Here is a 24,591-nt window from a genome sequence, read left to right on the forward strand (position 1 = left end):
CCAGGGACAGAGAAGCCGATCTGATGCGATAGCGGCAATCGCCGACAGGCGGGGCTCAGTGAAGAACCCGCGGCCCCTCTTCCTTATCAAACTCGCCTTCGACCATACGACCGGCCATCTGTACGCCGACGCTTAACATCGCCTTGGCGATTTCCACGTGCTGGCCTTGCAGGAACGCTTTGGCATCCTCGGAGAAATCCAGCGTCACCAGAGAACCCTCGTCCTCAGCCCTGCGCAGTTCGATTCGGCCGTCTGGTAACTCGACAATTTCTAGAAAGGACGTTGGCATATAGGTCTGTTCTCCACGAAAGGCAGGGATTATATAGACATCATTCGGGCTTCGCTCGGGATCTTGACCAGCAGCATGTTTCAGATTGCCACCGTACCAATGCCCATCAGCATTCGTTCAGACCTTCGCGAAAGCGGATCGCCAGACCTTTGAGATTCTGCCGCCAGCTCTCCAGCTCTTCGCGACTCAACTCCTGCGGCGCCTCTTCCTCATCGAGATTAATGGCCTGAATCAATGGCTGCGTCACATCGCCCTTGGGCTTCTGTGGCACCCGTGGCGGCTGGAACAACGCCGAATGCGCCGCCAGCAGTTTCGCCAGCCAGGTTTCAGGGTTACCGGCCAGTTCCACCATCTCGGCCAGCTCAGGGATGGCAATCGATTCCAGGACGTCACGAGTCAACAACACTTCTGCTCGCGACGCATTAGCCTGAGGCAGACGATAGAAACCGGCGATCTCATGGCACAGTCCCAAAAGCGCGCCGTAGAGGTGAAATAACGCCGATTCACGCCCAGCCTGGATCAGCGCCAGCGAATTCATCGCTCGCCCCTCTTCGGCACGAGCCAGAGCTTCCAGCGACAGGCCGGCGAAATAGATTTTCTGATTGGTGCGGGTATAGAGTTCGTGCGCCATGCCGGCAGTCTCCACAGCGAAATAATTGCGTCACACAGACCCTACAGTGTCATGGATCAACGGATCCGACCGCAAGCACAAAACAAAAAGGCCGCATGAAAACCCGAGGGTTATCATGCGGCCTTTTTTGTATCAGGCTAACGCTTACTCAGCCTTGGCTTTCGTGCGCTTGTCTTCAACAGTCCATTTACCACCATCGTAGTACGCCTTCCAGCCGGTAGGCTTGCCGTCTACTTCGGTCTGCACGTATTGCTCCTTGGTCTTTCGGCTGTAGCGGATGACCGCTGGCAGACCATCAGGATCCTTCTGCGGCGCTTCGCACAGGAAGTGGTACTTCGGATCGATCTCGTCCTTGTGCGGCAGAATCTCGATCACCAGTGGAGCACGGGTCTCGCGGTTTTTCGGGAACTGACTGGCTGCCAGGAACAGACCCGAAGCACCGTCGCGCAGGATGTAGGTGTCGTTGACCTTTTCGCATTTCAGCTCAGGCATCTTCACCGGATCCATCTTCGGCGGCGCCGCATCACCGCTCTTCAGCAGTTTGCGGGTGTTCTTGCAAGTTGGGTTGGTGCAACCGAAGAACTTGCCGAAACGACCGGTCTTGAGCTGCATCTCGCTGCCGCACTTGTCGCACTCCAGGCTCGGACCCTCATAGCCCTTGATGCGATAGTTGCCCTCTTCGATTTCGTAGCCCGCGCAATCCGGGTTGTTACCGCAGATGTGCAGTTTGCGCTTCTCATCAAGCAGGTAGGCGTCCATCGCCGTACTGCAGATCGGGCAGCGATGCTTGCCACGCAGAACCAACGACTCCGACTCGCCCTCGTCGTCCGCGGCAATCTCGTCGCCTGGCACCAGGTTGACGGTGGCCTTGCAGCGCTCCTTCGGCGGCAGGCTGTAACCCGAGCAGCCAAGGAACACACCGGTCGATGCGGTACGGATCTGCATCGGACGACCGCATGTGGTGCACGGAATGTCGGTCATCACGGGCTGGTTGGCACGCATGCCATTGTCCGGATTCTCCGCCACTTCAAGCTTCTTCTTGAAGTCGCCGTAGAACTCGTCCAGCACGTTTTTCCAGTCACGCTCGCCCTGAGCCACGTCATCGAGGTTCTCTTCCATGCCGGCAGTGAAGCCATAGTCCATGAGGTTCGAGAAACTCTCCGACAAACGCTCGGTGACGATGTCGCCCATCTTTTCCGAGTAGAAACGACGATTGTGCAGGGTCACGTAGCCGCGATCCTGAATGGTCGAAATGATGGCTGCATAGGTCGAGGGACGACCGATACCGCGTTTTTCCATTTCTTTCACGAGGCTCGCTTCGGAGTAACGCGCTGGCGGCTTGGTGAAGTGCTGCGACGGATCAAGCTTGATCAGCTTCATCACATCGCCCTGGGCCATGTCGGGCAGAACGTCGTCATCGCCAGGCTTGGCGATCTGCGGCAGGACGCGGGTGTAACCGTCGAACTTGAGGATGCGGCCCTTGGCGCGCAGCTCAAAGTCACCAGCAGCGACGCTGACAGTGGTCGACAGGTACTGCGCCGGCAGCATCTGGCAAGCAAGGAACTGGCGCCAGATCAGCTCGTAAAGGCGCTCAGCGTCACGCTCCATGCCTGCAAGCTTGCTTGGCGTGGTGTTGGCGTCGGAAGGACGAATCGCTTCGTGAGCCTCTTGTGCGCCTTCTTTGCTGCTGTAGACATTCGGCGCTTCCGGCAGGTACTTCTTGCCGAACTCATCTTCGATGTAGGTGCGCGCCATCGCCACGGCATCGGCCGAAAGATTGGTCGAGTCGGTACGCATATAAGTGATGTAGCCGGCTTCGTACAGACGCTGGGCCATCATCATGGTTTTCTTCACGCCGAAGCCCAGACGATTGCTCGCGGCTTGCTGCAGGGTGGACGTGATGAACGGCGCCGACGGCTTGCTGCTGGTCGGCTTGTCTTCGCGCTTGACGATGCTGTAGCTGGAGGACTTGAGTTTCTCCAGCGCGGCCGTGGCCTGGGCTTCGTTCAGCGGCTTGAAGGCCTCGCCCTTCTCGCGCGCCACTTCGAAACGTACAGTCGAGCCCTTGGCGGTGCCAAGATCGGCGTGCACTTCCCAGTACTCTTCCGGGTTGAACGCACGGATTTCACGCTCACGCTCAACCACCAGCTTCACGGCAACCGATTGCACGCGACCGGCCGACAGGCCACGGGCGATCTTGGCCCACAGCAGTGGCGAGACCATGTAACCCACAACGCGGTCGAGGAAACGACGCGCCTGCTGGGCGTTCACACGATCGATGTCCAGTTCGCCCGGCTCGGAGAACGCTTCCTGAATCGCTTTCTTGGTGATTTCGTTGAAGACCACGCGCTTGTAGCGGCTGTCGTCACCACCGATGGCTTCGCGCAGGTGCCAGGCAATGGCTTCCCCCTCGCGATCCAAGTCGGTTGCGAGATAGATGGTGTCAGCATCCTTGGCGAGCCGGCGCAGCTCTTCGATGACCTTCTCTTTACCCGGAAGGATCTCGTACTGGGCTTTCCAGCCATGTTCCGGGTCGACACCCATGCGCGAAACCAGTTGCTTGCGCGCCTTCTCTTTCGGCGTGAGCACCGGCCCTTCGCCCGCGGCGGCCTTGCCGCGCTTGGCGGCCGGCTCTTTGCTGGCGCTAGCCGAACCGCTGGTGGGCAGGTCTCGGATATGGCCGATACTCGACTTCACCACGTATTGGTTGCCCAGATACTTGTTGATGGTCTTGGCCTTAGCCGGGGATTCCACAATGACCAGCGATTTGCCCATGGATCAGAAAATTCCTGAATTCTAGAAGTGAAAGGCGGTTGGCGCCTGACGCGGCACCGCTATATATAGTGGCTACAAGGTGAGGTCAAGCACAGGGTTCTGTGCGCACTCGCCTCATGGCTTGGAAAAAAGGCTCGGTTCGGCTTGCACCAAAGCAAAGCGTGGCACCTGCTCGCCGTCAACCTCGACCGACTCGACGAACATGCTCAAAGGGCGTACCCAGAAGCCGTAATCGCCATACAGGGCTTGGTAAAAGACCACTTCTTCCTCGGTCTCGGAATGCCGCGCCACACTGAATACGCGGTACTGCGGACCTTTGTAATGTTGGTAGAGCCCAGGTTGTATCGGCATGCTTCGGCCCTCACTCAAATTTTTTCAAAATAAATACAAAAATAAATCCACAAAAACAAAAACCGGGGCACTTGGCCCCGGCTTCCATCGACGAGACGCTTAAACGCGTTCGAAGACGGTGGAGATGCCTTGGCCGAGACCAATGCACATAGTGGCCACCCCAAAGGTGCCGCTATTCTGCTTCATCACGTTCAGCAAAGTGCCGGAAATACGGGCACCGGAGCAACCGAACGGGTGACCCAGGGCGATCGCGCCGCCGTGCAGGTTAACCTTCTCGTTCATCTTGTCGAGCACTTTCAGATCTTTCAGCACTGGCAGGGCCTGTGCAGCGAAAGCTTCGTTGAGCTCGAAGAAGTCGATATCGTTGATGCCGAGGCCCGCACGCTTCAGGGCTTTTTGTGTAGCCGGCACTGGACCATAGCCCATGATCGCCGGATCCACACCCGCCACCGCCATCGAACGGATCACGGCCATCGGCTGGATCCCCAGGTCCTGTGCACGCTGCGCCGACATCACGATCATGCACGAAGCACCATCGGTGATCTGCGACGAAGTACCGGCAGTCACGGTGCCACCCTTCGGATTGAAGGCAGGCTTGAGGGCCGCCAGACTTTCCAGAGTGGTTTCCGGACGAATGGTTTCGTCGTAGTCAAACAGCTTCAGGAAGCCGTTTTCGTCGTAGCCCTGCATCGGGATGATTTCGTCTTTGAACTTGCCTTCCACCGTCGCCTTATGGGCGAGCTGGTGGGAGCGCACGCCAAAGGCGTCCTGCTGCTCACGGGTGATGCCGTGCATCTTGCCGAGCATTTCCGCGGTCAGACCCATCATGCCCGAGGCTTTCGCCGCGTACAGCGACATGTGCGGGTTCGGATCGACACCGTGCATCATGCTCACGTGACCCATATGCTCGACGCCGCCAACCACGAATACGTCACCGTTACCGGTCATGATCGCTTGCGCAGCGGTGTGCAGGGCGCTCATCGACGAGCCGCACAGACGGCTGACGGTCTGGCCGGCCGAGGTGTGCGGGATCTGGGTCATCAGCGACGCCATGCGCGCGATGTTCCAGCCCTGCTCCAGGGTCTGGTTCACACAGCCCCAGATCACGTCCTCGACTTCAGCAGGATCGACCTTGGCGTTGCGTTCCAGCAGTTTGCTGATCAGGTGCGCCGACATGTCTTCGGCACGGGTGTTGCGGTGCATGCCGCCCTTGGAGCGGCCCATCGGAGTACGACCGAAGTCGACAATCACGACGTCTCTAGGATTCAAGCTCATAAGTTCACTCTCACTCTAGTTGGGGGCGCTTAACCGAAGAAGCTCTGGCCGTTCTTGGCCATTTCGCGCAGCTTCGCGGTCGGGTGGTACAGCGCGCCCAAATCAGCGTACTGGTCAGCCAGGGCAACGAACTCGGCAACACCGATCGAATCGATGTAGCGCAGTGCACCGCCACGGAATGGAGGGAAACCGATACCGTAAACCAGACCCATGTCGGCTTCGGCGGCAGTTTCAACGATGCCGTCTTCCAGGCAACGCACGGTTTCCAGGCACAGCGGAATCATCATCCAGTTGATGATGTCTTCGTCAGTGACTTCGCGCTGCTCGTAAACGATCGGCTTGAGCACTTCCAACACCGACGGATCGGCCACCTTCTTCTGCTTGCCCTTCTTGTCGGTCTCGTAGGCGTAGAAGCCCTTGCCATTCTTCTGGCCCAGACGTTTGGCTTCGTAAAGCACGTCGACTGCCGAGCGACGGTCATCCTTCATGCGATCCGGGAAGCCTTCAGCCATCACGTCACGACCGTGGTGACCGGTGTCGATGCCGACCACGTCCATCAGGTACGCCGGGCCCATCGGCCAACCAAATTTTTCCATGATCTTGTCGATGCGCACGAAATCCACACCGGCGCTGACCAGCTTGGCGAAACCGCCGAAATACGGGAACAGGACGCGGTTGACCAGGAAGCCCGGGCAGTCGTTGACGACGATCGGGTTCTTGCCCATTTTCTTGGCGTAGGCAACGGTGGTGGCAATCGCCAGCTCGCTGGACTTCTCGCCACGGATCACTTCCACCAGCGGCATCATGTGCACCGGGTTGAAGAAGTGCATGCCGACGAAGTTTTCCGGACGCTTGAGGGCCTTGGCCAGCAGGCTGATGGAAATGGTCGAGGTGTTGGACGCGAGGATGGTGTCCTCTTTGACCTTGTCTTCGACTTCAGCCAGCACGGCTTGCTTGACCTTCGGGTTCTCGACCACGGCTTCAACAACCAGGTCGACGTGACCGAAGTCGCCGTAGGACAGGGTCGGACGAATGCCGTTGAGCACTTCAGCCATTTTCGCAGCGGTCATGCGGCCTTTGTCAACGCGGCCCACCAGCAGCTTGGCGGCTTCGGCCAGACCCTGCTCGATACCGTGCTCGTTGATGTCTTTCATCAGGATCGGCGTGCCTTTGGAGGCCGACTGATAGGCGATACCGCCGCCCATGATGCCAGCACCCAGTACCGCAGCCTGTTTTACGTCCTTGGCGATTTCGTCGTAGGCCTTGGCCTTTTTCTTCAGTTCCTGATCGTTCAGGAACAGGCCAATCAGACTCTGCGCGGCAGAGGTCTTGGCCAGCTTGACGAAACCTGCAGCTTCGACTTCCAGCGCCTTGTCACGACCGAAGTTCGCGGCTTTCTGGATGGTCTTGATCGCTTCAACCGGCGCCGGGTAATTCGGGCCAGCTTGCCCTGCCACGAAACCTTTGGCGGTTTCGAAAGCCATCATTTGTTCAATGGCGTTCAACTTGAGTTTTTCAAGTTTTGGCTGACGCTTGGCCTTGTAATCGAACTCGCCGGAGATCGCGCGCTTGATCAGTTCAAGGGCAGCTTCCTGCAGCTTCTCTGGAGCAACCACGGCATCGACGGCGCTGACTTTCAGCGCGTCTTCAGGACGGTTTTCCTTGCCGGCGGCAATCCACTCGATGGCGTTATCGACGCCGATCAGGCGCGGCAGACGCACGGTACCGCCGAAGCCCGGGTAGATGCCCAGTTTGACTTCCGGCAGACCGATCTTGGCCTTGGTCGACATGACGCGGTAATCCGCCGCCAGGCACATTTCCAGACCGCCACCCAGGGCGATGCCGTTGATTGCGGCTACGGTCGGAACGTTGAGGTCTTCGAAATCGCTGAAGATCTTGTTGGCTTCGAGATTGCCAGCAACCAGCTCGGCATCCGGCAGCTTGAAGTTGTCGACAAATTCGGTGATGTCGGCACCGACGATGAACACGTCCTTGCCACTGCTGACGATCACGCCCTTGATCGAAGCATCTGCCTTGATGGTGTCCACGGCCTGACGCAGTTCGTTCAGGGTAAGACGGTTGAACTTGTTGACGGACTCACCCTTGAGGTCGAATTTCAATTCGACGATGCCACTTTCAAGAGCTTTAACCGTGATGGCTTTACCTTCGTAAATCATCAACTGATCTCCACGATATGGAAGCTGAACAGTACACGTCGGACGCAGGTAAATGGCTCGGCAGGACGCTTTTTCGTCGATGCTGACGCCAATCCACCCGGCACACCCGCCAACGCGATAGTCGGGATTCTGTAGGAGCAGTCTGTAAGACAAACGCTCAATTCATACGCCCGTTTGATTTGGGTACGCCACCTTCACGGAATTTCCGACAATTGTCAATCGCCCTAAATACGGGTTGAAATGCGACTTTGCGGTCATTTCTGTAAGACGCAGCCGCCGACACATGCTTGCATGTGAGGGTATTCATAAGATTAATAGTTAGAAATGTCGCCCTAATTCGCTGCAAGCCTTGTTTAACAGGCTACGCTCGCTGGACCACGAAGGAAAACAAGCGCACGTGTGTTGACCGGAACACGCCGAATCAACATCAAAAAGAATTTCCGGCCTGCCTGGCCACCCCGCCCGATGAATCATGTCGGGCTTTTTATTGCTCGTCTGCCAGACGTTTCGCACCGTTGCAGCGCGAAACGTCCATGAGTCATGCCAGTGCTTTCAGCGTGGCATCAATTTCCAGCAGAACCGAAGCGTCACCCTTCTCGCCCCAATAGAGCGCGATCATCTGCTTGTCAGCTTCGACCTTGAAAACGTTGCCCGGCAATTTTTCGAGATGATTCAACAGGAGCGAATCTTCACAGACTTCCTGCCACTGATTGACCCACACGCCCGGGGTTTTCTGCCAATACGTCCAGCAAGCCGGCTGCTTGCCGCGCCGTGGCCGATGGTATTGCGCGCACGGGTTTGGCGGCTCCTGGCTCAGCCAGTGCGGCCACTCCTGGGGCGCCAGCTGCATGGCCAGCCCGATGCGCCGGGCCTCCGTGCGCAAGGCTATCCGGCCACTCTGTGCACGGGACGGACGCAACCACGCCAGGGGGCTCAACACCACCAGCAGGATTGACACCACCAGCCAGACCGTCATATCTCTACTCCCGTTTTGTCATGAGCCCATTGCGTCACTTTGGAACCAATGCGCTTGAAACCAGCCATACTTAACAATATTGATCCCTCACGAGGAGCACCTCATGCCCTACCACCATATCCTGGTCGCCGTAGATCTGACCGAAGAGTGCGACCCTGTGATCCACCGCGCCCGAGAGCTGTCGGTGAGCAATGGCGCCAAGCTGTCGCTGGTGCATATCGTCGAACCGATGGCCATGGCCTTTGGGGGTGACGTACCGATGGATCTGTCACAACTGCAACAACAACAGTTCGATCAAGCCAAGGAACGCCTGGAGCGCCTGAAGCACAAATACACCGAACTGGAAGGCTCAAACTGCCACCTGACCTACGGCCAGCCACGCCAGGAAATCCACCACTTCGCCAAGGATCAGGAATGCGACCTGATCGTGGTCGGCAGCCATGGCCGACATGGTCTGGCACTACTATTGGGTTCAACCGCCAACGATGTTTTGCACGGCGCACCTTGTGATGTGCTGGCGGTGCACTTGGTCAAACGCTGATCCCAGGCCCTTGTGAAAAGCTAAAAAGCCCGGCGTCCATCACTGGACGCCGGGCTTTTTCATGCCTGGAAACAATCAGGCATCCAGCTCCGCCCAACGCTCCACTAGTGCATCCAGCTCAGCCTGCAACTGCTCAAGTGAGGCAATCACCTTGGCCGTTTCGGCCGGCGGACGCTGGTAGAAGCCGGCTTCAGCCATTTCAGCCTCGACCGCAGCAATCTGCTGCTCTTTGTTGTCGATGTCACCCGGCAGCGCTTCCAGCTCGCGCTGAAGCTTGTAGCTCAGTTTCTTCTTCGCAGCCGGGGCCGCAGCGACAGGCGCGGCAACCGGGGCCGGTTCAGCAGTGACCACCGCCGAGTTCAGGTCAGCCTTGCCCGACTTGCTCTCGGTCACGCCCAACAGGCGCGGCGAACCGCCCTGACGGATCCAGTCCTGATAACCGCCGACGTATTCACGGACTTTGCCTTCACCTTCGAAGACCAGAGTGCTGGTGACCACGTTGTCGAGGAATGCCCGGTCGTGACTGACCATCAGCACCGTGCCGTTGAACGTCAGCAGCACTTCTTCGAGCAGTTCGAGAGTCTCGACGTCGAGGTCGTTGGTCGGTTCATCAAGTACCAGCAGGTTCGCCGGTTTGCTGAACAGTTTGGCCAGCAACAGACGTGCACGCTCGCCACCGGACAGCGCCTTCACCGGCGTGCGCGCACGCTGCGGGCTGAACAGGAAGTCGCCGAGGTAGCTCAGGACGTGGCGGCTCTGGCCATCGATTTCGATGAAGTCGCGACCTTCGGCGACGTTGTCGATCACGGTCTTTTCCAGATCGAGCTGATGACGCAACTGATCGAAGTAGGCCACATCGATCCGGGTGCCCTCTTCCACTTTGCCGCTGGTCGGTTGCAGGCCGTTGAGCATCAGCTTGAGCAGAGTGGTCTTGCCGGTACCGTTGGCGCCGAGCAGACCGATACGGTCGCCACGCTGCAGGACCATCGAGAAGTCCTTGATCAGGTACGGACCGTCCGGGTGATGGAAGCTGACGTTGTCCAGGACCATCACTTGCTTGCCGGACTTCTCTGCCGTTTCCAGCTGAATATTCGCTTTGCCGGTACGTTCACGACGTTCGCTGCGCTCAACGCGCAGGGCTTTCAGGGCACGCACACGGCCTTCGTTACGGGTGCGACGGGCCTTGATGCCCTGACGGATCCACACTTCTTCCTGAGCCAGACGCTTGTCGAACAGCGCGTTGGCGGTTTCTTCAGCAGCCAGCGCGGCTTCTTTATGCACGAGGAAGCTGGCGTAGTCGCCGTTCCAGTCGATCAGACCGCCGCGATCCAGTTCGAGGATGCGCGTGGCGAGGTTTTGCAGGAAGGAACGGTCGTGCGTGATGAACAGGACGGCGCCCTGGAAATCCTTCAGGGCTTCTTCGAGCCAGGCAATCGCACCGATGTCCAGGTGGTTGGTTGGTTCGTCGAGCAGCAGCAGATCCGGTTCGGACACCAGCGCCTGCGCCAGCAGCACGCGGCGACGCCAGCCGCCGGACAACTCGGCAAGAGTCTTGTCGGCCGGCAGTTGCAGGCGACTCAGGGTACTGTCGACCAGCGTCTGCAAACGCCAGCCGTCACGGGCTTCGAGGTCGTGCTGAACGTGCATCAGCTTGTCCAGATCGGCGTCGGTGACGATGTTCTGGCTCAAGTGATGGTATTCGGCGAGCAAGGCGCCAACACCGTCCAGCCCCTCGGCAACCACGTCGAATACCGTCCGCCCGTCGGCCACCGGCAATTCTTGCGGCAATTCACCGATTTTCAGACCGGGGGCACGCCACACCGAGCCGTCATCGGGTTTCTGGTCGCCCTTGACCAGTTTCATCATGCTGGATTTGCCAGTGCCGTTGCGGCCGATGATGCACACCCGCTCACCACGGGCGATCTGCCAGGACACCTTGTCCAACAACGGCATCGCGCCGAATGCAAGGGACACATCGCTGAATTTGAGCAGGGTCATGAGCTTCTCCAAAAACCGGGCGCGCATTCTACCTGAATCAGGACCTCAACAGGCCGGCAATTTGTCTGCTGAAGCACTCTGCACAACATTTGTTGCGAACTTGTGCTGCAAGACCCGCAAAGCTTTCGCCCGTTGCTGGCAAAAGGCTAAGCTACAGACAATTCAGTGCTGGCCGCGGCCGGTACTTGTCATGATTTCTCTGCCCGGATGTCTCATGCGCAGTCGCCTTTTCAGTGTCTTGTCCTGTTTGCTACTTACCGCCGCTGCCGCTCAATCCGCCCAGGCGGTGGACCTGTCGACCCAGCGCCAGTATTACGATGAAGCCAAGCGCGCACTGGCCAAGGGCGATACCGGCCCGTACTTTCGTTACAGCCAGGCCTTGGCCGATTACCCGCTGGAACCGTACCTGGCTTACGACGAACTGACCGCGCGTCTGAAAACCGCCAGTAACGAGGAAATCGAGAAATTCCTCGCCGAGCACGGCGACCTGCCCCAGGCCAACTGGATGAAGCTGCGCTGGTTGCGCTGGCTCGCCGACCGTGGCGACTGGGCCACCTTCACCAAATATTACGACCCGAAACTCAACTTCACCGAACTGGACTGCCTCAATGCGCAGTACCAGATCAGCAGCGGCCACAAGGCCGAGGGCTATGCCAACGCCGACAAACTGTGGCTGACCGGCAAATCGCAACCGGCCGCCTGTGACGGGTTGTTCGGGATCTGGGCGGCCGATGGCCAGTTGACCGAGCAGAAACGCTGGGAGCGCACCAAACTTGCCGCACAGGCGCGCAACTATCCACTGGCCAACAGCTTGGTCAACGGCCTCACCACCCTCGCCCCACGCGGTCGGCTGCTGGTGGATGTGGCGCAGAAACCCGAACTGCTCAATCAGCCGTCGCGCTTCACTCCCGCTGACGAGCCGATGTCCGACGTGGTCAGCCTCGGCCTGCGCCGCCTCGCCCGTCAGGACCCGGACAAGGCCATGGCCCTGCTCGACGGATACGCCAGCAGCATGCATTTTTCCCGTGACGAAAAAGTCGCGATTGCCCGGGAAATCGGCCTGACACTGGCTCGGCGTTTCGACAGCCGCGCGCTGGACGTGATGACCAAATACGATCCGGAGCTGCGTGACAACACCGTGTCCGAATGGCGCCTGCGCCTGCTGTTGCGTCTGGCACGCTGGGACGATGCGTATCAGTTGACCCGTCGGCTGCCGCAGGATCTGGCGACCACCAACCGCTGGCGTTACTGGCAGGCCCGCAGCCTGGAACTGGCGCAACCGCAGAACCCGGAAGCGCAGACCCTGTACAAGAACCTGGCGAAAGAACGCGACTTCTACGGCTTCCTCGCCGCCGACCGCTCGCAACTGCCTTACTCGCTGATGAACAAGCCGCTGGTACTCAGCCAGGCCACCATCAACAAAGTGCGTAACACCCCCGGTGTGCGTCGCGCTCTGGAATTCCATGCGCGCGGGCAGATCGTCGACGGGCGCCGCGAGTGGTATCACGTCAGCCGCCATTTCAATCGTGACGAAATGGTCGCCCAGGCCAGACTGGCTTACGACCTGAAATGGTACTTCCCGGCCATTCGCACCATCAGTCAGGCGCAATACTGGGACGACCTGGATATCCGCTTCCCGATGGCCCACCGCGACACCTTGGTGCGTGAAGCCAAGACGCGCGGCCTGCATTCGAGCTGGGTGTTCGCCATCACCCGCCAGGAAAGCGCGTTCATGGATGACGCCCGCTCCGGCGTCGGCGCCAGCGGCCTGATGCAATTGATGCCCGGCACCGCCAAGGAAACCGCGCGCAAGTTCAGCATCCCGCTGGCCTCGCCGCAGCAAGTGCTCGATCCGGACAAGAACATCCAGCTCGGCGCCGCTTACCTGAGCCAGGTGCACAGCCAGTTCAACGGCAACCGCGTCCTGGCCTCCGCCGCCTACAACGCCGGCCCCGGCCGCGTGCGCCAGTGGCTGCGCGGCGCCGATCACCTGAGCTTCGATGTGTGGGTGGAAAGCATCCCGTTCGACGAAACCCGCCAGTACGTGCAGAACGTGCTGTCGTACTCGGTGATCTACGGGCAAAAACTCAATTCGCCGCAGCCGCTGGTAGATTGGCATGAGCGGTATTTCGACGATCAATGACAGGTGCTGAATACCTGAAATGAAAAATGCCCGCATCCATCGATGCGGGCATTTTTTTGCTGCCAGGAAAGGCTTCGGCAGTTCTACACCGCCATCGCATGCCCGTCGTTGAACTGCAACGCCGCCAGCCGCGCATACAGTGGATTGCTCACGATCAGCTCCTGATGCGTACCGATTGCGACCAATCGGCCCTGATCCATCACGGCGATCCGGTCGGCGTTCTTCACCGTGGCCAGGCGATGCGCAATCACCAGCGTGGTGCGGTTGTGCATCAGGCTTGGCAGCGCTTCCTGGATCAGATGTTCGCTCTGGGCATCGAGAGCGCTGGTGGCTTCGTCCAGCAGCAGAATCGGCGCATCCACCAGCAACGCGCGGGCAATCGCCAGACGTTGACGCTGGCCGCCGGAAAGGCCGAGGCCAGCGTCCCCCAGATGAGTCTGATAACCGTTGGGCATCTTCTCGATGAAGTCATGGGCGTGGGCAATTCTTGCCGCTTCCTTGACCTGCTCCAGTGTCGCGTTGGCATTGCCGTAACGAATATTCTCTTCGACGCTGCCGAAAAACAGCGCTGGCGATTGCGAGACCAGGGCGAAATTGCGCCGCAGATCCAGCGGATCGAGGCTCGTCAGCGGCACCCCGTCAATCAGGATCCGGCCTTCAAGCGGGTCGTAGAAGCGCAGCAACAAGTCATACACCGTGGATTTACCGGCACCGGAAGGCCCGACAAGGGCCAGGGTTTCACCAGCCCTGATGGTCAGGCTCAAGCCGCTGATGGCATAGCTGTCCGGACGCGACGGGTAGGAAAAGTGCACATTCTGCAATTGCAACTCGCCCTTGATCCGTTCAGGCAACGTCACCAGCCCGAGGGTCGGTGGCTGGATGATGTTCTGCGAACTGAGCAACTCCGCAATGCGCTCGGCGGCACCCGCCGCACGCTGCAACTCGCCGATGACCTCGCTCAACGTACCGATGGCACTGCCGACGATCAGGCTGTAGAAAACGAATGCCGCCAGTTCACCCCCGGTAATGCGCCCGGCTATCACGTCCATGCCGCCGACCCACAACATCACCGCCACCGCGCCGAGCACCAGCACGATCACCACGGTAATCATCCAGGAGCGCTGAAAGATCCGTTTGCGCGCAGTATCAAACGCGTCCTCGACCGTCGTGGCGAAACGGCGTTCATCCTGCACCTGATGGTTGTAGGCCTGAACGGTTTTGATCTGCCCGAGCGTCTCGGAAACGTAGCTGCCGATGTCGGCGACCCGATCCTGACTCAACCGCGACAGATTGCGCACGCGCCGCCCGAAAATCAGAATCGGCGCGACCACGAAGGGCAAGGCGATTACCACGATGCTGGTGAGTTTCGGATTGGTCACGAACAGCAGCACTACTCCGCCGATCACCATCAACAGGTTGCGTAGAAACATGGAGAGCGACGAGCCGATCACCGATTGCAGCAACGTCGTGTCGGCGGTCAGCCGTGATTGAATCTCCGAACTGCGGTTATTCTCGTAAAAGCCGGGATGCAGGTAGACCAGATGGTTGAACACCTCGCGCCGGATATCCGCGACAACTCGCTCGCCGATCCACGACACCCAGTAAAACCGCGCAAAGGTGCCAATCGCCAGGCCCAACACCATCAGCATGAAGATACCGATGCTCTGGTTCAGTTGGTGCGGCGACTGCGTCATGAAACCCCGATCGACCAGCAATTTGATCCCCTGCCCCATCGACAAAGTAACGGCCGCAGTGACGATCAACGCCAACAGCGCAGCGCAGACTTGCCAACGATAAGGCGCCAGAAACCGGCTGGTCAGACTCAGCGCTCGACGGTGCCGGGAAGAAAGCTTCGAGATCATTCAGGTACACATCCGTGTTGATGAAAGGGCTAGCCTAAACCTTCTATGGGGCGGAACTCTGTAAATCACAATGAGTCAGGTTAAATATGCCCCCAAAGACTAGGCCATAGTTGCTATTGGTCTAATGTCCCGGTTGAGACGAGCGGTCATTTCTGTTGGAGTGGAGATGCCGCTTTTGACAGACCCAAGGGTGTTGTCACAGCCTGGTCACGTGGCGGTTTTAATCTACGTGCACAACCTGATGAGGAGACAGGCCATGTCCTTGCAACACAGCAGCGATGACAAGATTCAAGTGATCCGCACCCAGCCCGGCCAATCTCTGGGTTGCTCGATTATCGACAAGGATGGGCGTGAAGTACCGATCACTGAAGACATGATCCAGGACGCGTGCCGCGAGCTGGAGAAGCGATTGGCCAAGCCTGCCGAACAAAAGTGATATAGCCACTGTCTTCCTGACCCGGCCCCTGTTTGGCCGGGTTTTTTCTGCCTGCCGTTCTCTTCTGTTCTGTGTAGGAGCTGCCGAAGGCTGCGATCTTTTGACTTTGTTTTTCAAAGGCAAGATCAAAAGATCGCAGCCTCCGGCAGCTCCTACAGGAACTTCAGACAGCCACCGCCCCCAGCGCCGCCACAATCTTTTGCAACTGCTGCGAATCTCCGTCGATCCGCACCTTCAGCCCCTCGATCTCGCGCCGCACCGGGTACTGCTTGCGCAACACATCGAATGCCGCACGCTGTTCCGCGACATTGCCGACAAGACTGCGACGAAAATCCGCGTCATCGCGGCGCGGGTCGTACACCCCGCGGCACAACATCGCCAGCGCCCAGGCCGGATCGCTGTCGGCGTGCAGGGTCACTTCTGACAGCCACGGTGCCGGTAGCAAGTCACTGAGCTGGATGCTCGGCGTCTGACCGATGAATTCGCAATAAGCCTGATAAATCTGCGCCGTGCCGCGCTGTTTACCATCAAGGCTGTAGCCGGCAATGTGCGGCGTGGCCAGCACGCAGAGCTCGGCGAGGTCGACATCGACTTCAGGCTCGGCTTCCCACACGTCGAGCACCGCTTGCAGGTCCTCACGCGCCAGCAGCACGTTGCGCAACGCAGCGTTATCCACCACGGGGCCACGGGCGGCGTTGATCAGCCAGGTACCCGGTTTGAGCTGTTGCAGACGCGGCTCATCGAACAGATGCCAGGTCGCGCCTGCGCCGGTACGGGTCAACGGCGTGTGCAGACTGATCACGTCACATTGCTCGATGATCTGCTCGAGGCTCACGTAATCACCGCCCTCGACTGCCTGACGCGGCGGGTCGCAGACTTTGACATTCCAGCCCAGGCCCTTGAGCACCTTGATCAGCCTACCGCCGACTTCACCGGCACCGATTACCCCATAAGTACGTTGCGGCAATTCAACGCCTTCGATTTCCGCCAGGGTCATCAGACTGCCGAGCACATAATCGACCACACCTCGCGCATTGCAACCGGGTGCACTGGACCAGGTGATGCCGGCCTCGGTGAAATAATCGAGATCGAGGTGATCGGTACCGATGGTGCACGTGCCGACGAAACGCACTTTGCTGCCTTCGAGCAAAGCACGATTGACGTTGGTCACCGAACGCACCAGCAACACATCGGCCTGCTCGACCGTCGCGCGGTCGATGGCACGGCCCGGTACCCGGCGGATCTCGCCGAAACCGGCAAAAAACGCATCGAGCAGGGGGATATTTTCGTCGGCAACAATCAGCATGGCGGGCTCCTTGGGCGGATCGGCAGTTTAACTGTAGGAGCTGCCGCAGGCTGCGATCTTTTGATTTTGTTTTTCAAGATCGAGATCGAGATCAAAAGATCGCAGCCTGCGGCAGCTCCTACAGATTACAAATCCGCAACAGAGGATTTTTCCTGACCAAAGCGTCAGCGGCGTAGAATGCGGCGCCTTGCGCATCAATCCCTGTGGACGCTTTGCCTGTGAATTCTGTTACTGATCAACCGCTCGCTGCCTCACTCACCCGCCCCGCGCGAATTCGCCTGGAATTCAGGAATCTGCTCGCCCTCGCGCTGCCGATCATCATCGCGCAACTGGCGACCACCGCCATGGGCTTCGTCGATGCGGTGATGGCCGGCCGTGTCGGGCCGCGTGACCTGGCAGCGGTAGCACTGGGCAACTCGATCTGGGTCCCGGTGTTTCTGCTGATGACTGGCACCCTGCTGGCCACCACGCCGAAAGTCGCCCAGCGTTTTGGCGCCGGCACCCACAGCGAAATCGGCCCGATTGTCCGTCAAGCGCTGTGGCTGGCACTGGTGGTCGGCCTGATCGCCACGTGCATGCTGGTCGCCGCCGAGCCGGTGCTGCACCTGATGAAAGTCGATCCCGAACTGATCGGCCCGTGCATGCAATACCTGCACGGCATTGCCAGCGGTCTGCCGGCGGTGGCGTTCTATCACGTGCTGCGTTGCACCAGTGACGGCATCGGCCGTACCCGCCCGGCGATGGTGCTGGGTCTGTGCGGTCTGGCGCTGAACATTCCACTGAACTACATCTTCATTTATGGCCACTTCGGCGTGCCGGCCATGGGTGGCGTGGGCTGTGGCTGGGCCACGGCCATCGTGATGTGGGTCATGGCGCTGGGTCTGGCCGGATGGGAGCGCTGGGCGCCGGCGTATCGTTCGAGTGAGATCTTCAGCCGCTTCGACTGGCCACAATGGGCGGTGATCAAACGTCTGCTGGCGATCGGCCTGCCGATTGGCATCGCCGTGTTTGCCGAGTCGAGCATCTTCGCCGTGATCGCCCTGCTGATCGGCAGCCTTGGCGCCACCGTGGTGGCCGGGCACCAGATCGCGCTGAACGTCAGCTCGCTGGTGTTCATGATTCCGTATTCGCTGGGCATGGCCGTCACGGTGCGTGTCGGCCAGGCGCTGGGCCGTGAAGAGCCGCGGGAAGCACGCTTTGCCGCCGGCGTCGGCATGGGCACCGCACTGGCGTATGCCTGCCTGTCGGCGAGCATGATGCTGTTGCTGCGCGAGCCGATCGCGTCGATCTACACCGCCGATCCGATGGTGATCCAGATTGCGGCAATGCTGATTGTGTACTCGGCGCTGTTCCAGTTCTCCGACGCGATCCAGGTGACGGCTGCCGGCGCTCTGCGCGGTTATCAGGACACCCGGGTAACGATGATTCTGACCCTGTTCGCCTACTGGGGCATTGGCCTGCCAGTGGGTTACGCCCTCGGTCTGACCGACTGGCTCGGCGAACCGCGTGGCCCAAGCGGTCTGTGGCAAGGGCTGATTGTCGGCCTGAGCTGCGCGGCGCTGATGTTGTCGATTCGCCTGACGCGCAGTGCACGCAAGCGTATTCGGATCAGTCGTTCGGTGGGCTGATCAGCCATAAAAAAAGACCTGCACATGCAGGTCTTTTTTTGTCCTGATTCAATTGGACTTCTTGCGGATCCAGTACAGATAAGTACCGGCCTCTTCGTGCTGCCCCACCAGTTCGTGGTCGAGAAACACACAGAACTTGGGAATGTCGCGACGGGTCGAGGGATCGGTGGCGATCACCTTGAGCAGGCCGCCCGGCACCAGATCACGAATGTGCTGATGCAGCATCATTACCGGCTCCGGGCAATTGAGACCGGTGGCGTCGAGGGTGCCGTCGACCGGGGTATCGATCATTTCACTCATGATTCACTCCTGAAACTGGCCGGCATTGTCGCGCATTGCCGGGTGCTCAGTCATCTGTAGCGAGGGTATTTATCCCCGATGGGTTGCGAAGCGGCCCCAAAGAGTGGGGATGCGCTGCATCCCCCTCGGGGATAAATCCCCTCACCACAGAGACATTCCCACAGGGTTTAATGGTGACTCAGCGGGATTTGGCTTTCTTGATGTCATGCCGACGCAAATGACAGGTCACTTCCTCGCGGTCGTGATACAGCTGCTTGCAGCCAATATCGACCTTGATCCCGCGCGCCTTGAAGCCATCGGCGATGCGCTCGAGCAAGCGCTTCACTTCCGCATAGCGCTGTTTCATCGGCAGCTTGAGGTTGACCACCGCTTCGCGGCAATGACCGTCGCCGATCCATTCTTCCAGCATCGCCGCGTTACGCGCCGGCTTCTCGACGATGTCGCAGACCATCCAGTCCACCGGTTGCTTGGGCTTGAAGGTGAAGCCGTCGGCCATCAAGTGCTGCACCAGTCCGGTGTCCATCAGGCTCTCGGCCATCGGGCCGTTGTCGATGGCGGTCACCAGCATGCCGCGGTTGACCAGTTGCCAGGTCCAACCGCCGGGTGCCGCACCGAGGTCGACACCGGTCATGTCGCTGTGCAGGCGCTCATCCCACTGATCACGCGGGATGAAATGGTGCCAGGCCTCCTCCAGTTTCAAGGTCGAACGGCTGGGCGCTTCGCGCGGAAACTTCAGGCGCGGAATGCCCATCGGCCACATCGCCGAGTTGCCGGCGTCGGCCATGCCGAGGAACACTTCGCGGCCACTTTTGAAGGTCAGCAGCAGGCGCGGTTTGCTGGCGTCGTCCACCAGTTTGCCGGCACCGGTCAGCGCCTTGCGCAGCGGGCCTTCGAACTTCTTGCAGAAGTTAGACAGCTCTTTGCCATCGTTGGTATCGACCACTTCCAGCCACAGGCTGCCGCAGACCGGGAATTCCGCCATCTGCTCGAGGATCACGCTGATGCGATCGGTTTCCGGCAGATTGATGAATACACCGCGCGCCCACTGGCGCGGAAAAATCAGCTCGGCGAAACGCTGGCCGCGCATCAGGCGCTCGGCGCCGTCTGCTTCGCTGCAGACAAACTCCGCGTACGCGGTGGCCGGTTTGGCCTTGGCGTAACCGGCCACATTCAACTGGGCGGCGAGGTCGGAAATCTCCGAACAGACTTCGCCTTCGAAGCCTGGCCGGCAATGCATGAATAGGGTGTTCATTCTTACTCCTGGGCAGAGGGCGGATATTCGGCCCCTGCACGCTGCTCAAGCCTTGCGGTGAAGCAAAGCCTGTCACGAAAACCGGCGCATGATAGCCGAGTTCGGAACCTTGGACTTATCGATAGAGTCCAGTTATTAGCCAGCTACTGAAAACAGGGCTACGTTGATAGCTCTGCCCGTCCCCTCAGTCCGTAGCCGTGCGGACTCAAAGGAGTGATCGTAATGCCGTCCCTCGATAGTCTGAAGACCCTTAAAACACTGCAGATCGACCAAAAAACCTACCACTATTTCAGCCTGCCGGATGCCGCGAAAAGCCTGGGCAACATCGACCAGTTGCCCATGTCGCTGAAAGTCCTGCTGGAAAATCTGCTGCGCTGGGAAGATGAAAAAACTGTCACCGGCGCCGACCTCAAGGCCATCGCCGCCTGGCTCAAGGAGCGCCGCTCAGATCGGGAAATCCAGTACCGCCCTGCCCGGGTATTGATGCAAGACTTTACCGGCGTGCCCGCCGTGGTCGACCTCGCTGCGATGCGTGCGGCGATGGCCAAGGCCGGAGGCGATCCGCAGCGAATCAACCCGCTGTCGCCGGTGGATCTGGTGATCGACCACTCAGTGATGGTCGACAAATTCGCCACCCCGAGCGCCTTCGAACAGAACGTCGACATCGAGATGCAGCGCAACGGCGAGCGTTATGCGTTTCTGCGCTGGGGCCAGAGCGCCTTCGACAACTTCAGCGTGGTGCCACCGGGCACCGGGATCTGCCACCAGGTCAACCTCGAATACCTCGGGCGCACGGTATGGACCAAGGATGAGGACGGCCGCACCTACGCGTTCCCCGACACACTCGTCGGCACCGACTCCCACACCACCATGATCAATGGCCTCGGCGTACTCGGCTGGGGCGTCGGCGGAATCGAGGCGGAAGCGGCGATGCTCGGCCAACCGGTGTCGATGCTGATCCCGGAAGTGATCGGCTTCAAACTCACTGGCAAACTCAAGGAAGGCATCACCGCCACCGACCTGGTGCTGACCGTCACGCAGATGCTGCGCAAGAAAGGTGTGGTTGGCAAATTCGTCGAATTCTACGGTGACGGCCTCGCCGACCTGCCCCTGGCCGACCGCGCGACCATCGCTAACATGGCCCCGGAATATGGCGCGACCTGCGGCTTCTTCCCGGTCGATGACGTAACCCTCGAATACCTGCGCCTGTCCGGCCGCCCGGCTGAAGTGGTGAAACTGGTCGAGGCCTACACCAAGGCTCAGGGCCTGTGGCGCCTGCCTGGTCAGGAACCGGTGTTCACCGACAGCCTGGCGCTGGACATGGGCAGCGTCGAAGCCAGCCTAGCCGGGCCAAAGCGCCCGCAGGACCGGGTCTCGTTGCCGAATGTCGCGCAGGCTTTCAGTGATTTCATGGACCTGCAATTCAAGCCCACCAGCAAGGAAGAAGGCCGCCTGGAAAGCGAGGGCGGCGGTGGGGTGGCCGTGGGCAACGCCGATCTGGTCGGCGAAACCGAATACGAATATGAAGGCCACACCTATCGTCTGAAAAACGGCGCGGTGGTGATCGCCGCCATCACCTCCTGCACCAACACCTCCAACCCGAGCGTGATGATGGCGGCTGGTCTGCTGGCGAAAAAAGCCGTGGAGAAAGGCCTGACGCGCAAGCCGTGGGTCAAGAGTTCGCTGGCCCCCGGCTCGAAAGTGGTCACCGACTACTACAAGGCAGCCGGGCTGACGCAATACCTTGATCAGCTCGGTTTTTCGCTGGTCGGTTATGGCTGCACCACTTGCATCGGCAACTCCGGGCCATTGCCGGAGCCGATCGAGAAGGCCATTCAGAAAGCTGACCTCACCGTGGCGTCGGTGCTGTCCGGCAACCGTAACTTCGAAGGCCGGGTACATCCCCTGGTCAAGACCAACTGGCTGGCCTCGCCACCGCTGGTGGTCGCTTATGCTCTGGCTGGCAGTGTGCGCACTGACATCAGCAGCGAGCCTCTGGGTAACGACCAGCAAGGCAATCCGGTGTACCTGCGCGATATCTGGCCGAGCAGCCAGGAAATCGCCGATGCGGTGAATCAGGTCAACACCGCGATGTTCCACAAGGAATACGCCGAGGTGTTTGCCGGCGATGAACAGTGGCAAGCGATCCAGGTGCCGCAAGCCGCCACCTATGTGTGGCAGGACGATTCGACCTACATCCAGCATCCGCCGTTCTTCGACGACATTTCCGGCCCATTGCCGGTGATCACTGACGTGAAGGGTGCGCGGGTTTTGGCGCTGCTCGGTGATTCGGTGACCACTGACCACATCTCCCCGGCCGGCAACATCAAGACTGACAGCCCGGCCGGGCGCTATCTGCGCGAGAAAGGCGTGGAACCGCGGGACTTCAACTCCTACGGCTCACGACGTGGCAACCATGAGGTGATGATGCGCGGCACGTTCGCCAACATCCGCATTCGTAACGAGATGCTCGGCGGCGAAGAAGGTGGCAACACGATCTACATCCCGAGCGGCGAGAAAATGCCGATTTACGATGCCGCCATGCGTTATCAGGCCTCGGGCACGCCGCTGGTGGTAATCGCCGGTCAGGAATACGGTACCGGCTCCAGCCGCGATTGGGCGGCCAAGGGCACCAACCTGTTGGGTGTCAAAGCGGTGATCGCTGAAAGCTTCGAGCGCATCCACCGTTCCAACCTGGTGGGCATGGGCGTGTTGCCGCTGCAGTTCAAGCTCGATCAGAACCGCAAGAGCCTGAACCTCACAGGCAAGGAAACCCTTGATATCCAGGGGCTGACTGGCGTCGAGCTGACGCCGCGCATGAACCTGACCCTGGTCATCACTCGCGATGACGGCCGCCAGGAGAAGCTCGACGTGCTGTGCCGCATCGATACGTTGAATGAGGTGGAGTACTTCAAGTCGGGCGGGATTCTGCATTACGTCCTGCGCCAACTGATTGCTTCCTGAAAACACGTTTCCCTGTAGGAGCTGCCGCAGGCTGCGATCTTTTGATTTTGGCTTTCAAAAGCAAGATCAAAAAGATCGCAGCCTGCGGCAGCTCCTACAGGGTGATGTACTTTTCTACAGGCGAAAAAAAACCCGCCGAAGCGGGTTTTTCCCAAGACCATTATCGACTCCCTGTCGGCAGCGATCCTTGCTAATGGTCGATCATCCGTGATCCTGAAACACTCCCTGTGTCTCAGTTGATGGATATAGATTACGCCGTGGATCCAATCGGCAATAGTCGCAAAAGCTACCGCCGCGTGTAAGACATTCGCTATAAAAGCCCTTCCGAAAACCCCTACGCTCGTCAGGCACCGAGCATGCAGGCCGCGATGTACGCGACGCTCAGCTGTCCGATGGCCTGCTCCTGCTGGTCATCCTCCATAAACCAGGCGGCAGATAACCCGGCGAACGCCTGCACCCACTGCAGCAACCGTTGGCGATCCAGCATGGCGGCCTCGACAATGACGTCGACCTGCCGCCGGAAACGCTCGGCATCACCAGCCGTCGGCAAATCCGGGTTGCAGATCAGGTTCGCGTAGTCAAAACCACGCTCACCGCGTACCCGCTTGGGATCGATCGCCAGCCAGCCGCGCTTACCGAAATCAAGGACATTGTCGTGGTGCATGTCTCCGTGCAACACCACCACATCCTGCGGGTCTGCGAGCAACGCTTCAGCCGTTTGCAGGCTCAAGGCATAAGCGCCGCCATGTTTGGCGGCGGCCACTCGCAGCGACGCGAACCACGGTGCCAGCTCCACCAGCGGCGGTGATGGCGTCGGACGCGGCGCATGCAAGCGCGCCAGCGCCGTGCACATGATCCGGGTGGCGTCGTCGTCTTCACCATGAAGCGCCATGTGCATCAGCGAACGCCGCCCCATCGCCCGTTCCAGCAGCAGACCGTTCTCATGATGGGCCAGCACCTGCGCGGCGCCGTCACCGTCCCACCAGACCATCAGCCGATTGCCGTACTGTTCGTCGGTATCCAGTGCGATCTTGAGCATGGCCGGCGCATCACCGTAATTCACCGGTAACAAACGGCTACCCGGGGTGATGATCGGCTCACCATCCGGTACCAGCGCCCAGCGTTGCAGCCAGGGTTCAAATACTGCGCTATCAGTCACCATCACGCTCGCGCGTCTTCGCACTTTCGGCGAGAAACTGTTCAAGTCGACTCAATTGCTCCTCCCAGCCACGACTGTCCATGTAGTACGCCTCCTTCTGCCGCACATCGGGGATATGCGCAAAACCGGACTCGGACACCTTGAGCAATGTGCCGCTCTCGTAATCCTGCAGCTCGAACTTGACCAGCGTTGTCGGCTCCTGGGAATAGTCGATGTTCGGATTGACCGCGTACGGATGCCAGCGAAACGAAAACAGCTGCTGCGGCTCCACCCGCTCCACCAGTACGTTCCACAGCACATGCTCATAACCGGGATAGGTGACCTGCCCTTGCGTCCATTCCCCGGCAATGAACCGCCTGCCCTCCAGTGCCACACCAAACCACTGGCCAAACGCCTCGGCATCGACCAATGCACGCCAGACATATGAACGTGGCGCCTTGAGCGCGATTTTTCGTTCGAAACTATTGGGTACCGGTTTCATAAGTCACCTCCTGTTTTGAACAGTAGGCTTGTATGACCACATGTCCA

The 24,591-nt window shown here is 59.5% G+C and carries 19 protein-coding genes; 5 read left to right on the forward strand and 14 right to left on the reverse strand.

The annotated features are described in order from the left end of the window. Positions 1–55: 55 nt before the first annotated feature. The 7 genes from AC193Q_RS10965 to AC193Q_RS10995 all read right to left on the reverse strand — a co-directional run bounded on the left by AC193Q_RS10965 (position 56) and on the right by AC193Q_RS10995 (position 8,474). Complete coding sequence (locus AC193Q_RS10965) at positions 56–289, reverse strand: hypothetical protein (RefSeq protein WP_003226592.1); 234 nt, start codon at positions 287–289, stop codon at positions 56–58. A 106-nt stretch (positions 290–395) separates the two neighbouring features. Then, entirely contained in the window at positions 396–920 is a 525-nt protein-coding gene (locus AC193Q_RS10970; protein ID WP_041068998.1) for a DUF6586 family protein, read from the reverse strand. Between the two features lie 144 nt (positions 921–1,064). Then, positions 1,065–3,695 (reverse strand): type I DNA topoisomerase, encoded by a 2,631-nt coding sequence (gene topA, locus AC193Q_RS10975; RefSeq protein ID WP_121186410.1) that lies wholly within the window; start codon positions 3,693–3,695, stop codon positions 1,065–1,067. 114 nt (positions 3,696–3,809) lie between these two features. Next, positions 3,810–4,046, reverse strand: coding sequence for a DUF1653 domain-containing protein (locus tag AC193Q_RS10980; protein ID WP_041069004.1), 237 nt, complete (start codon positions 4,044–4,046; stop codon positions 3,810–3,812). 99 nt (positions 4,047–4,145) lie between these two features. Then, complete coding sequence (gene fadA, locus AC193Q_RS10985) at positions 4,146–5,321, reverse strand: acetyl-CoA C-acyltransferase FadA (protein ID WP_007910465.1); 1,176 nt, start codon at positions 5,319–5,321, stop codon at positions 4,146–4,148. A 29-nt stretch (positions 5,322–5,350) separates the two neighbouring features. Next, positions 5,351–7,498: a fatty acid oxidation complex subunit alpha FadB gene (gene fadB / locus AC193Q_RS10990; protein WP_047295284.1), complete on the reverse strand. Its 2,148-nt coding sequence runs from the start codon at positions 7,496–7,498 to the stop codon at positions 5,351–5,353. Between the two features lie 538 nt (positions 7,499–8,036). Next, a complete protein-coding gene (locus AC193Q_RS10995) occupies positions 8,037–8,474 on the reverse strand; it encodes a hypothetical protein (RefSeq protein ID WP_483879535.1) in 438 nt (145 codons plus the stop codon). Between the two features lie 103 nt (positions 8,475–8,577). Between AC193Q_RS10995 and AC193Q_RS11000 the strand changes: the two genes are divergently transcribed. Next, on the forward strand, positions 8,578–9,015 hold the full coding sequence (locus AC193Q_RS11000) for a universal stress protein (RefSeq protein ID WP_047295289.1): 438 nt from the start codon (positions 8,578–8,580) through the stop codon (positions 9,013–9,015). A gap of 75 nt (positions 9,016–9,090) precedes the next feature. On the opposite strand, the gene AC193Q_RS11005 is transcribed toward AC193Q_RS11000, so the two are convergent. Further along, on the reverse strand, positions 9,091–11,013 hold the full coding sequence (locus AC193Q_RS11005) for an ATP-binding cassette domain-containing protein (RefSeq protein WP_047295291.1): 1,923 nt from the start codon (positions 11,011–11,013) through the stop codon (positions 9,091–9,093). 214 nt (positions 11,014–11,227) lie between these two features. Here AC193Q_RS11005 and AC193Q_RS11010 point away from each other — a divergent pair, with 214 nt between their 5' ends. Further along, a complete protein-coding gene (locus AC193Q_RS11010; RefSeq protein ID WP_483879536.1) occupies positions 11,228–13,156 on the forward strand; it encodes a transglycosylase SLT domain-containing protein in 1,929 nt (642 codons plus the stop codon). Between the two features lie 83 nt (positions 13,157–13,239). Here AC193Q_RS11010 and AC193Q_RS11015 read toward each other — a convergent pair whose 3' ends face one another. After that, positions 13,240–15,018: an ABC transporter transmembrane domain-containing protein gene (locus tag AC193Q_RS11015; protein ID WP_047295293.1), complete on the reverse strand. Its 1,779-nt coding sequence runs from the start codon at positions 15,016–15,018 to the stop codon at positions 13,240–13,242. A 256-nt stretch (positions 15,019–15,274) separates the two neighbouring features. Here AC193Q_RS11015 and AC193Q_RS11020 point away from each other — a divergent pair, with 256 nt between their 5' ends. Beyond that, positions 15,275–15,454 carry a PA1571 family protein gene (locus AC193Q_RS11020; RefSeq protein ID WP_483879537.1) on the forward strand — a complete coding sequence of 60 codons (180 nt, stop codon included), beginning with the start codon at positions 15,275–15,277 and terminating at the stop codon, positions 15,452–15,454. A 163-nt stretch (positions 15,455–15,617) separates the two neighbouring features. Here the strand turns inward: AC193Q_RS11020 and pdxB are convergent, their stop codons facing one another. Then, positions 15,618–16,760 carry a 4-phosphoerythronate dehydrogenase PdxB gene (gene pdxB / locus AC193Q_RS11025; protein WP_131671824.1) on the reverse strand — a complete coding sequence of 381 codons (1,143 nt, stop codon included), beginning with the start codon at positions 16,758–16,760 and terminating at the stop codon, positions 15,618–15,620. Between the two features lie 218 nt (positions 16,761–16,978). On the opposite strand from pdxB, the gene AC193Q_RS11030 reads away from it, so the two are divergent. Further along, entirely contained in the window at positions 16,979–18,388 is a 1,410-nt protein-coding gene (locus AC193Q_RS11030; RefSeq protein ID WP_047295296.1) for an MATE family efflux transporter, read from the forward strand. A gap of 48 nt (positions 18,389–18,436) precedes the next feature. On the opposite strand, the gene tusA is transcribed toward AC193Q_RS11030, so the two are convergent. Together tusA and rlmM are read right to left on the reverse strand one after the other, a co-directional pair. Then, positions 18,437–18,688 (reverse strand): sulfurtransferase TusA, encoded by a 252-nt coding sequence (gene tusA, locus AC193Q_RS11035; RefSeq protein ID WP_007961802.1) that lies wholly within the window; start codon positions 18,686–18,688, stop codon positions 18,437–18,439. A 178-nt stretch (positions 18,689–18,866) separates the two neighbouring features. Further along, entirely contained in the window at positions 18,867–19,940 is a 1,074-nt protein-coding gene (rlmM, locus tag AC193Q_RS11040; protein ID WP_483879538.1) for a 23S rRNA (cytidine(2498)-2'-O)-methyltransferase RlmM, read from the reverse strand. 222 nt (positions 19,941–20,162) lie between these two features. Between rlmM and acnA the strand changes: the two genes are divergently transcribed. Further along, the gene (gene acnA, locus AC193Q_RS11045) at positions 20,163–22,904 is read left to right on the forward strand and encodes an aconitate hydratase AcnA (protein ID WP_483879539.1); all 2,742 of its coding nucleotides are present in this window, start codon (positions 20,163–20,165) and stop codon (positions 22,902–22,904) included. 343 nt (positions 22,905–23,247) lie between these two features. Here the strand turns inward: acnA and AC193Q_RS11050 are convergent, their stop codons facing one another. Together AC193Q_RS11050 and AC193Q_RS11055 are read right to left on the reverse strand one after the other, a co-directional pair. Next, entirely contained in the window at positions 23,248–24,066 is an 819-nt protein-coding gene (locus AC193Q_RS11050) for an aminoglycoside phosphotransferase family protein (protein WP_047295302.1), read from the reverse strand. Next, positions 24,056–24,544, reverse strand: coding sequence for an SRPBCC family protein (locus AC193Q_RS11055; RefSeq protein WP_041069044.1), 489 nt, complete (start codon positions 24,542–24,544; stop codon positions 24,056–24,058). Before AC193Q_RS11055 ends, AC193Q_RS11050 begins: the two co-directional genes overlap by 11 nt. Positions 24,545–24,591 lie beyond the last annotated feature (47 nt).

This window comes from Pseudomonas sp. F2, from assembly GCF_057174385.1.

Bases quoted from the DNA above. Each gene is read 5' to 3' on its own strand.
- topA (WP_121186410.1), bottom strand. From the start codon at position 3,695: ATGGGCAAATCGCTGGTCATTGTGGAATCCCCGGCTAAGGCCAAGACC.
- tusA (WP_007961802.1), bottom strand. From the start codon at position 18,688: ATGAGTGAAATGATCGATACCCCGGTCGACGGCACCCTCGACGCCACC.
- AC193Q_RS11000 (WP_047295289.1), top strand. From the start codon at position 8,578: ATGCCCTACCACCATATCCTGGTCGCCGTAGATCTGACCGAAGAGTGC.
- AC193Q_RS10965 (WP_003226592.1), bottom strand. From the start codon at position 289: ATGCCAACGTCCTTTCTAGAAATTGTCGAGTTACCAGACGGCCGAATC.
- acnA (WP_483879539.1), top strand. From the start codon at position 20,163: ATGCCGTCCCTCGATAGTCTGAAGACCCTTAAAACACTGCAGATCGAC.
- AC193Q_RS11050 (WP_047295302.1), bottom strand. From the start codon at position 24,066: ATGGTGACTGATAGCGCAGTATTTGAACCCTGGCTGCAACGCTGGGCG.
- AC193Q_RS10995 (WP_483879535.1), bottom strand. From the start codon at position 8,474: ATGACGGTCTGGCTGGTGGTGTCAATCCTGCTGGTGGTGTTGAGCCCC.
- rlmM (WP_483879538.1), bottom strand. From the start codon at position 19,940: ATGAACACCCTATTCATGCATTGCCGGCCAGGCTTCGAAGGCGAAGTC.
- AC193Q_RS11005 (WP_047295291.1), bottom strand. From the start codon at position 11,013: ATGACCCTGCTCAAATTCAGCGATGTGTCCCTTGCATTCGGCGCGATG.
- pdxB (WP_131671824.1), bottom strand. From the start codon at position 16,760: ATGCTGATTGTTGCCGACGAAAATATCCCCCTGCTCGATGCGTTTTTT.
- AC193Q_RS11010 (WP_483879536.1), top strand. From the start codon at position 11,228: ATGCGCAGTCGCCTTTTCAGTGTCTTGTCCTGTTTGCTACTTACCGCC.
- AC193Q_RS10980 (WP_041069004.1), bottom strand. From the start codon at position 4,046: ATGCCGATACAACCTGGGCTCTACCAACATTACAAAGGTCCGCAGTAC.
- fadB (WP_047295284.1), bottom strand. From the start codon at position 7,498: ATGATTTACGAAGGTAAAGCCATCACGGTTAAAGCTCTTGAAAGTGGC.
- AC193Q_RS11020 (WP_483879537.1), top strand. From the start codon at position 15,275: ATGTCCTTGCAACACAGCAGCGATGACAAGATTCAAGTGATCCGCACC.
- AC193Q_RS10970 (WP_041068998.1), bottom strand. From the start codon at position 920: ATGGCGCACGAACTCTATACCCGCACCAATCAGAAAATCTATTTCGCC.
- AC193Q_RS11055 (WP_041069044.1), bottom strand. From the start codon at position 24,544: ATGAAACCGGTACCCAATAGTTTCGAACGAAAAATCGCGCTCAAGGCG.
- AC193Q_RS11015 (WP_047295293.1), bottom strand. From the start codon at position 15,018: ATGATCTCGAAGCTTTCTTCCCGGCACCGTCGAGCGCTGAGTCTGACC.
- fadA (WP_007910465.1), bottom strand. From the start codon at position 5,321: ATGAGCTTGAATCCTAGAGACGTCGTGATTGTCGACTTCGGTCGTACT.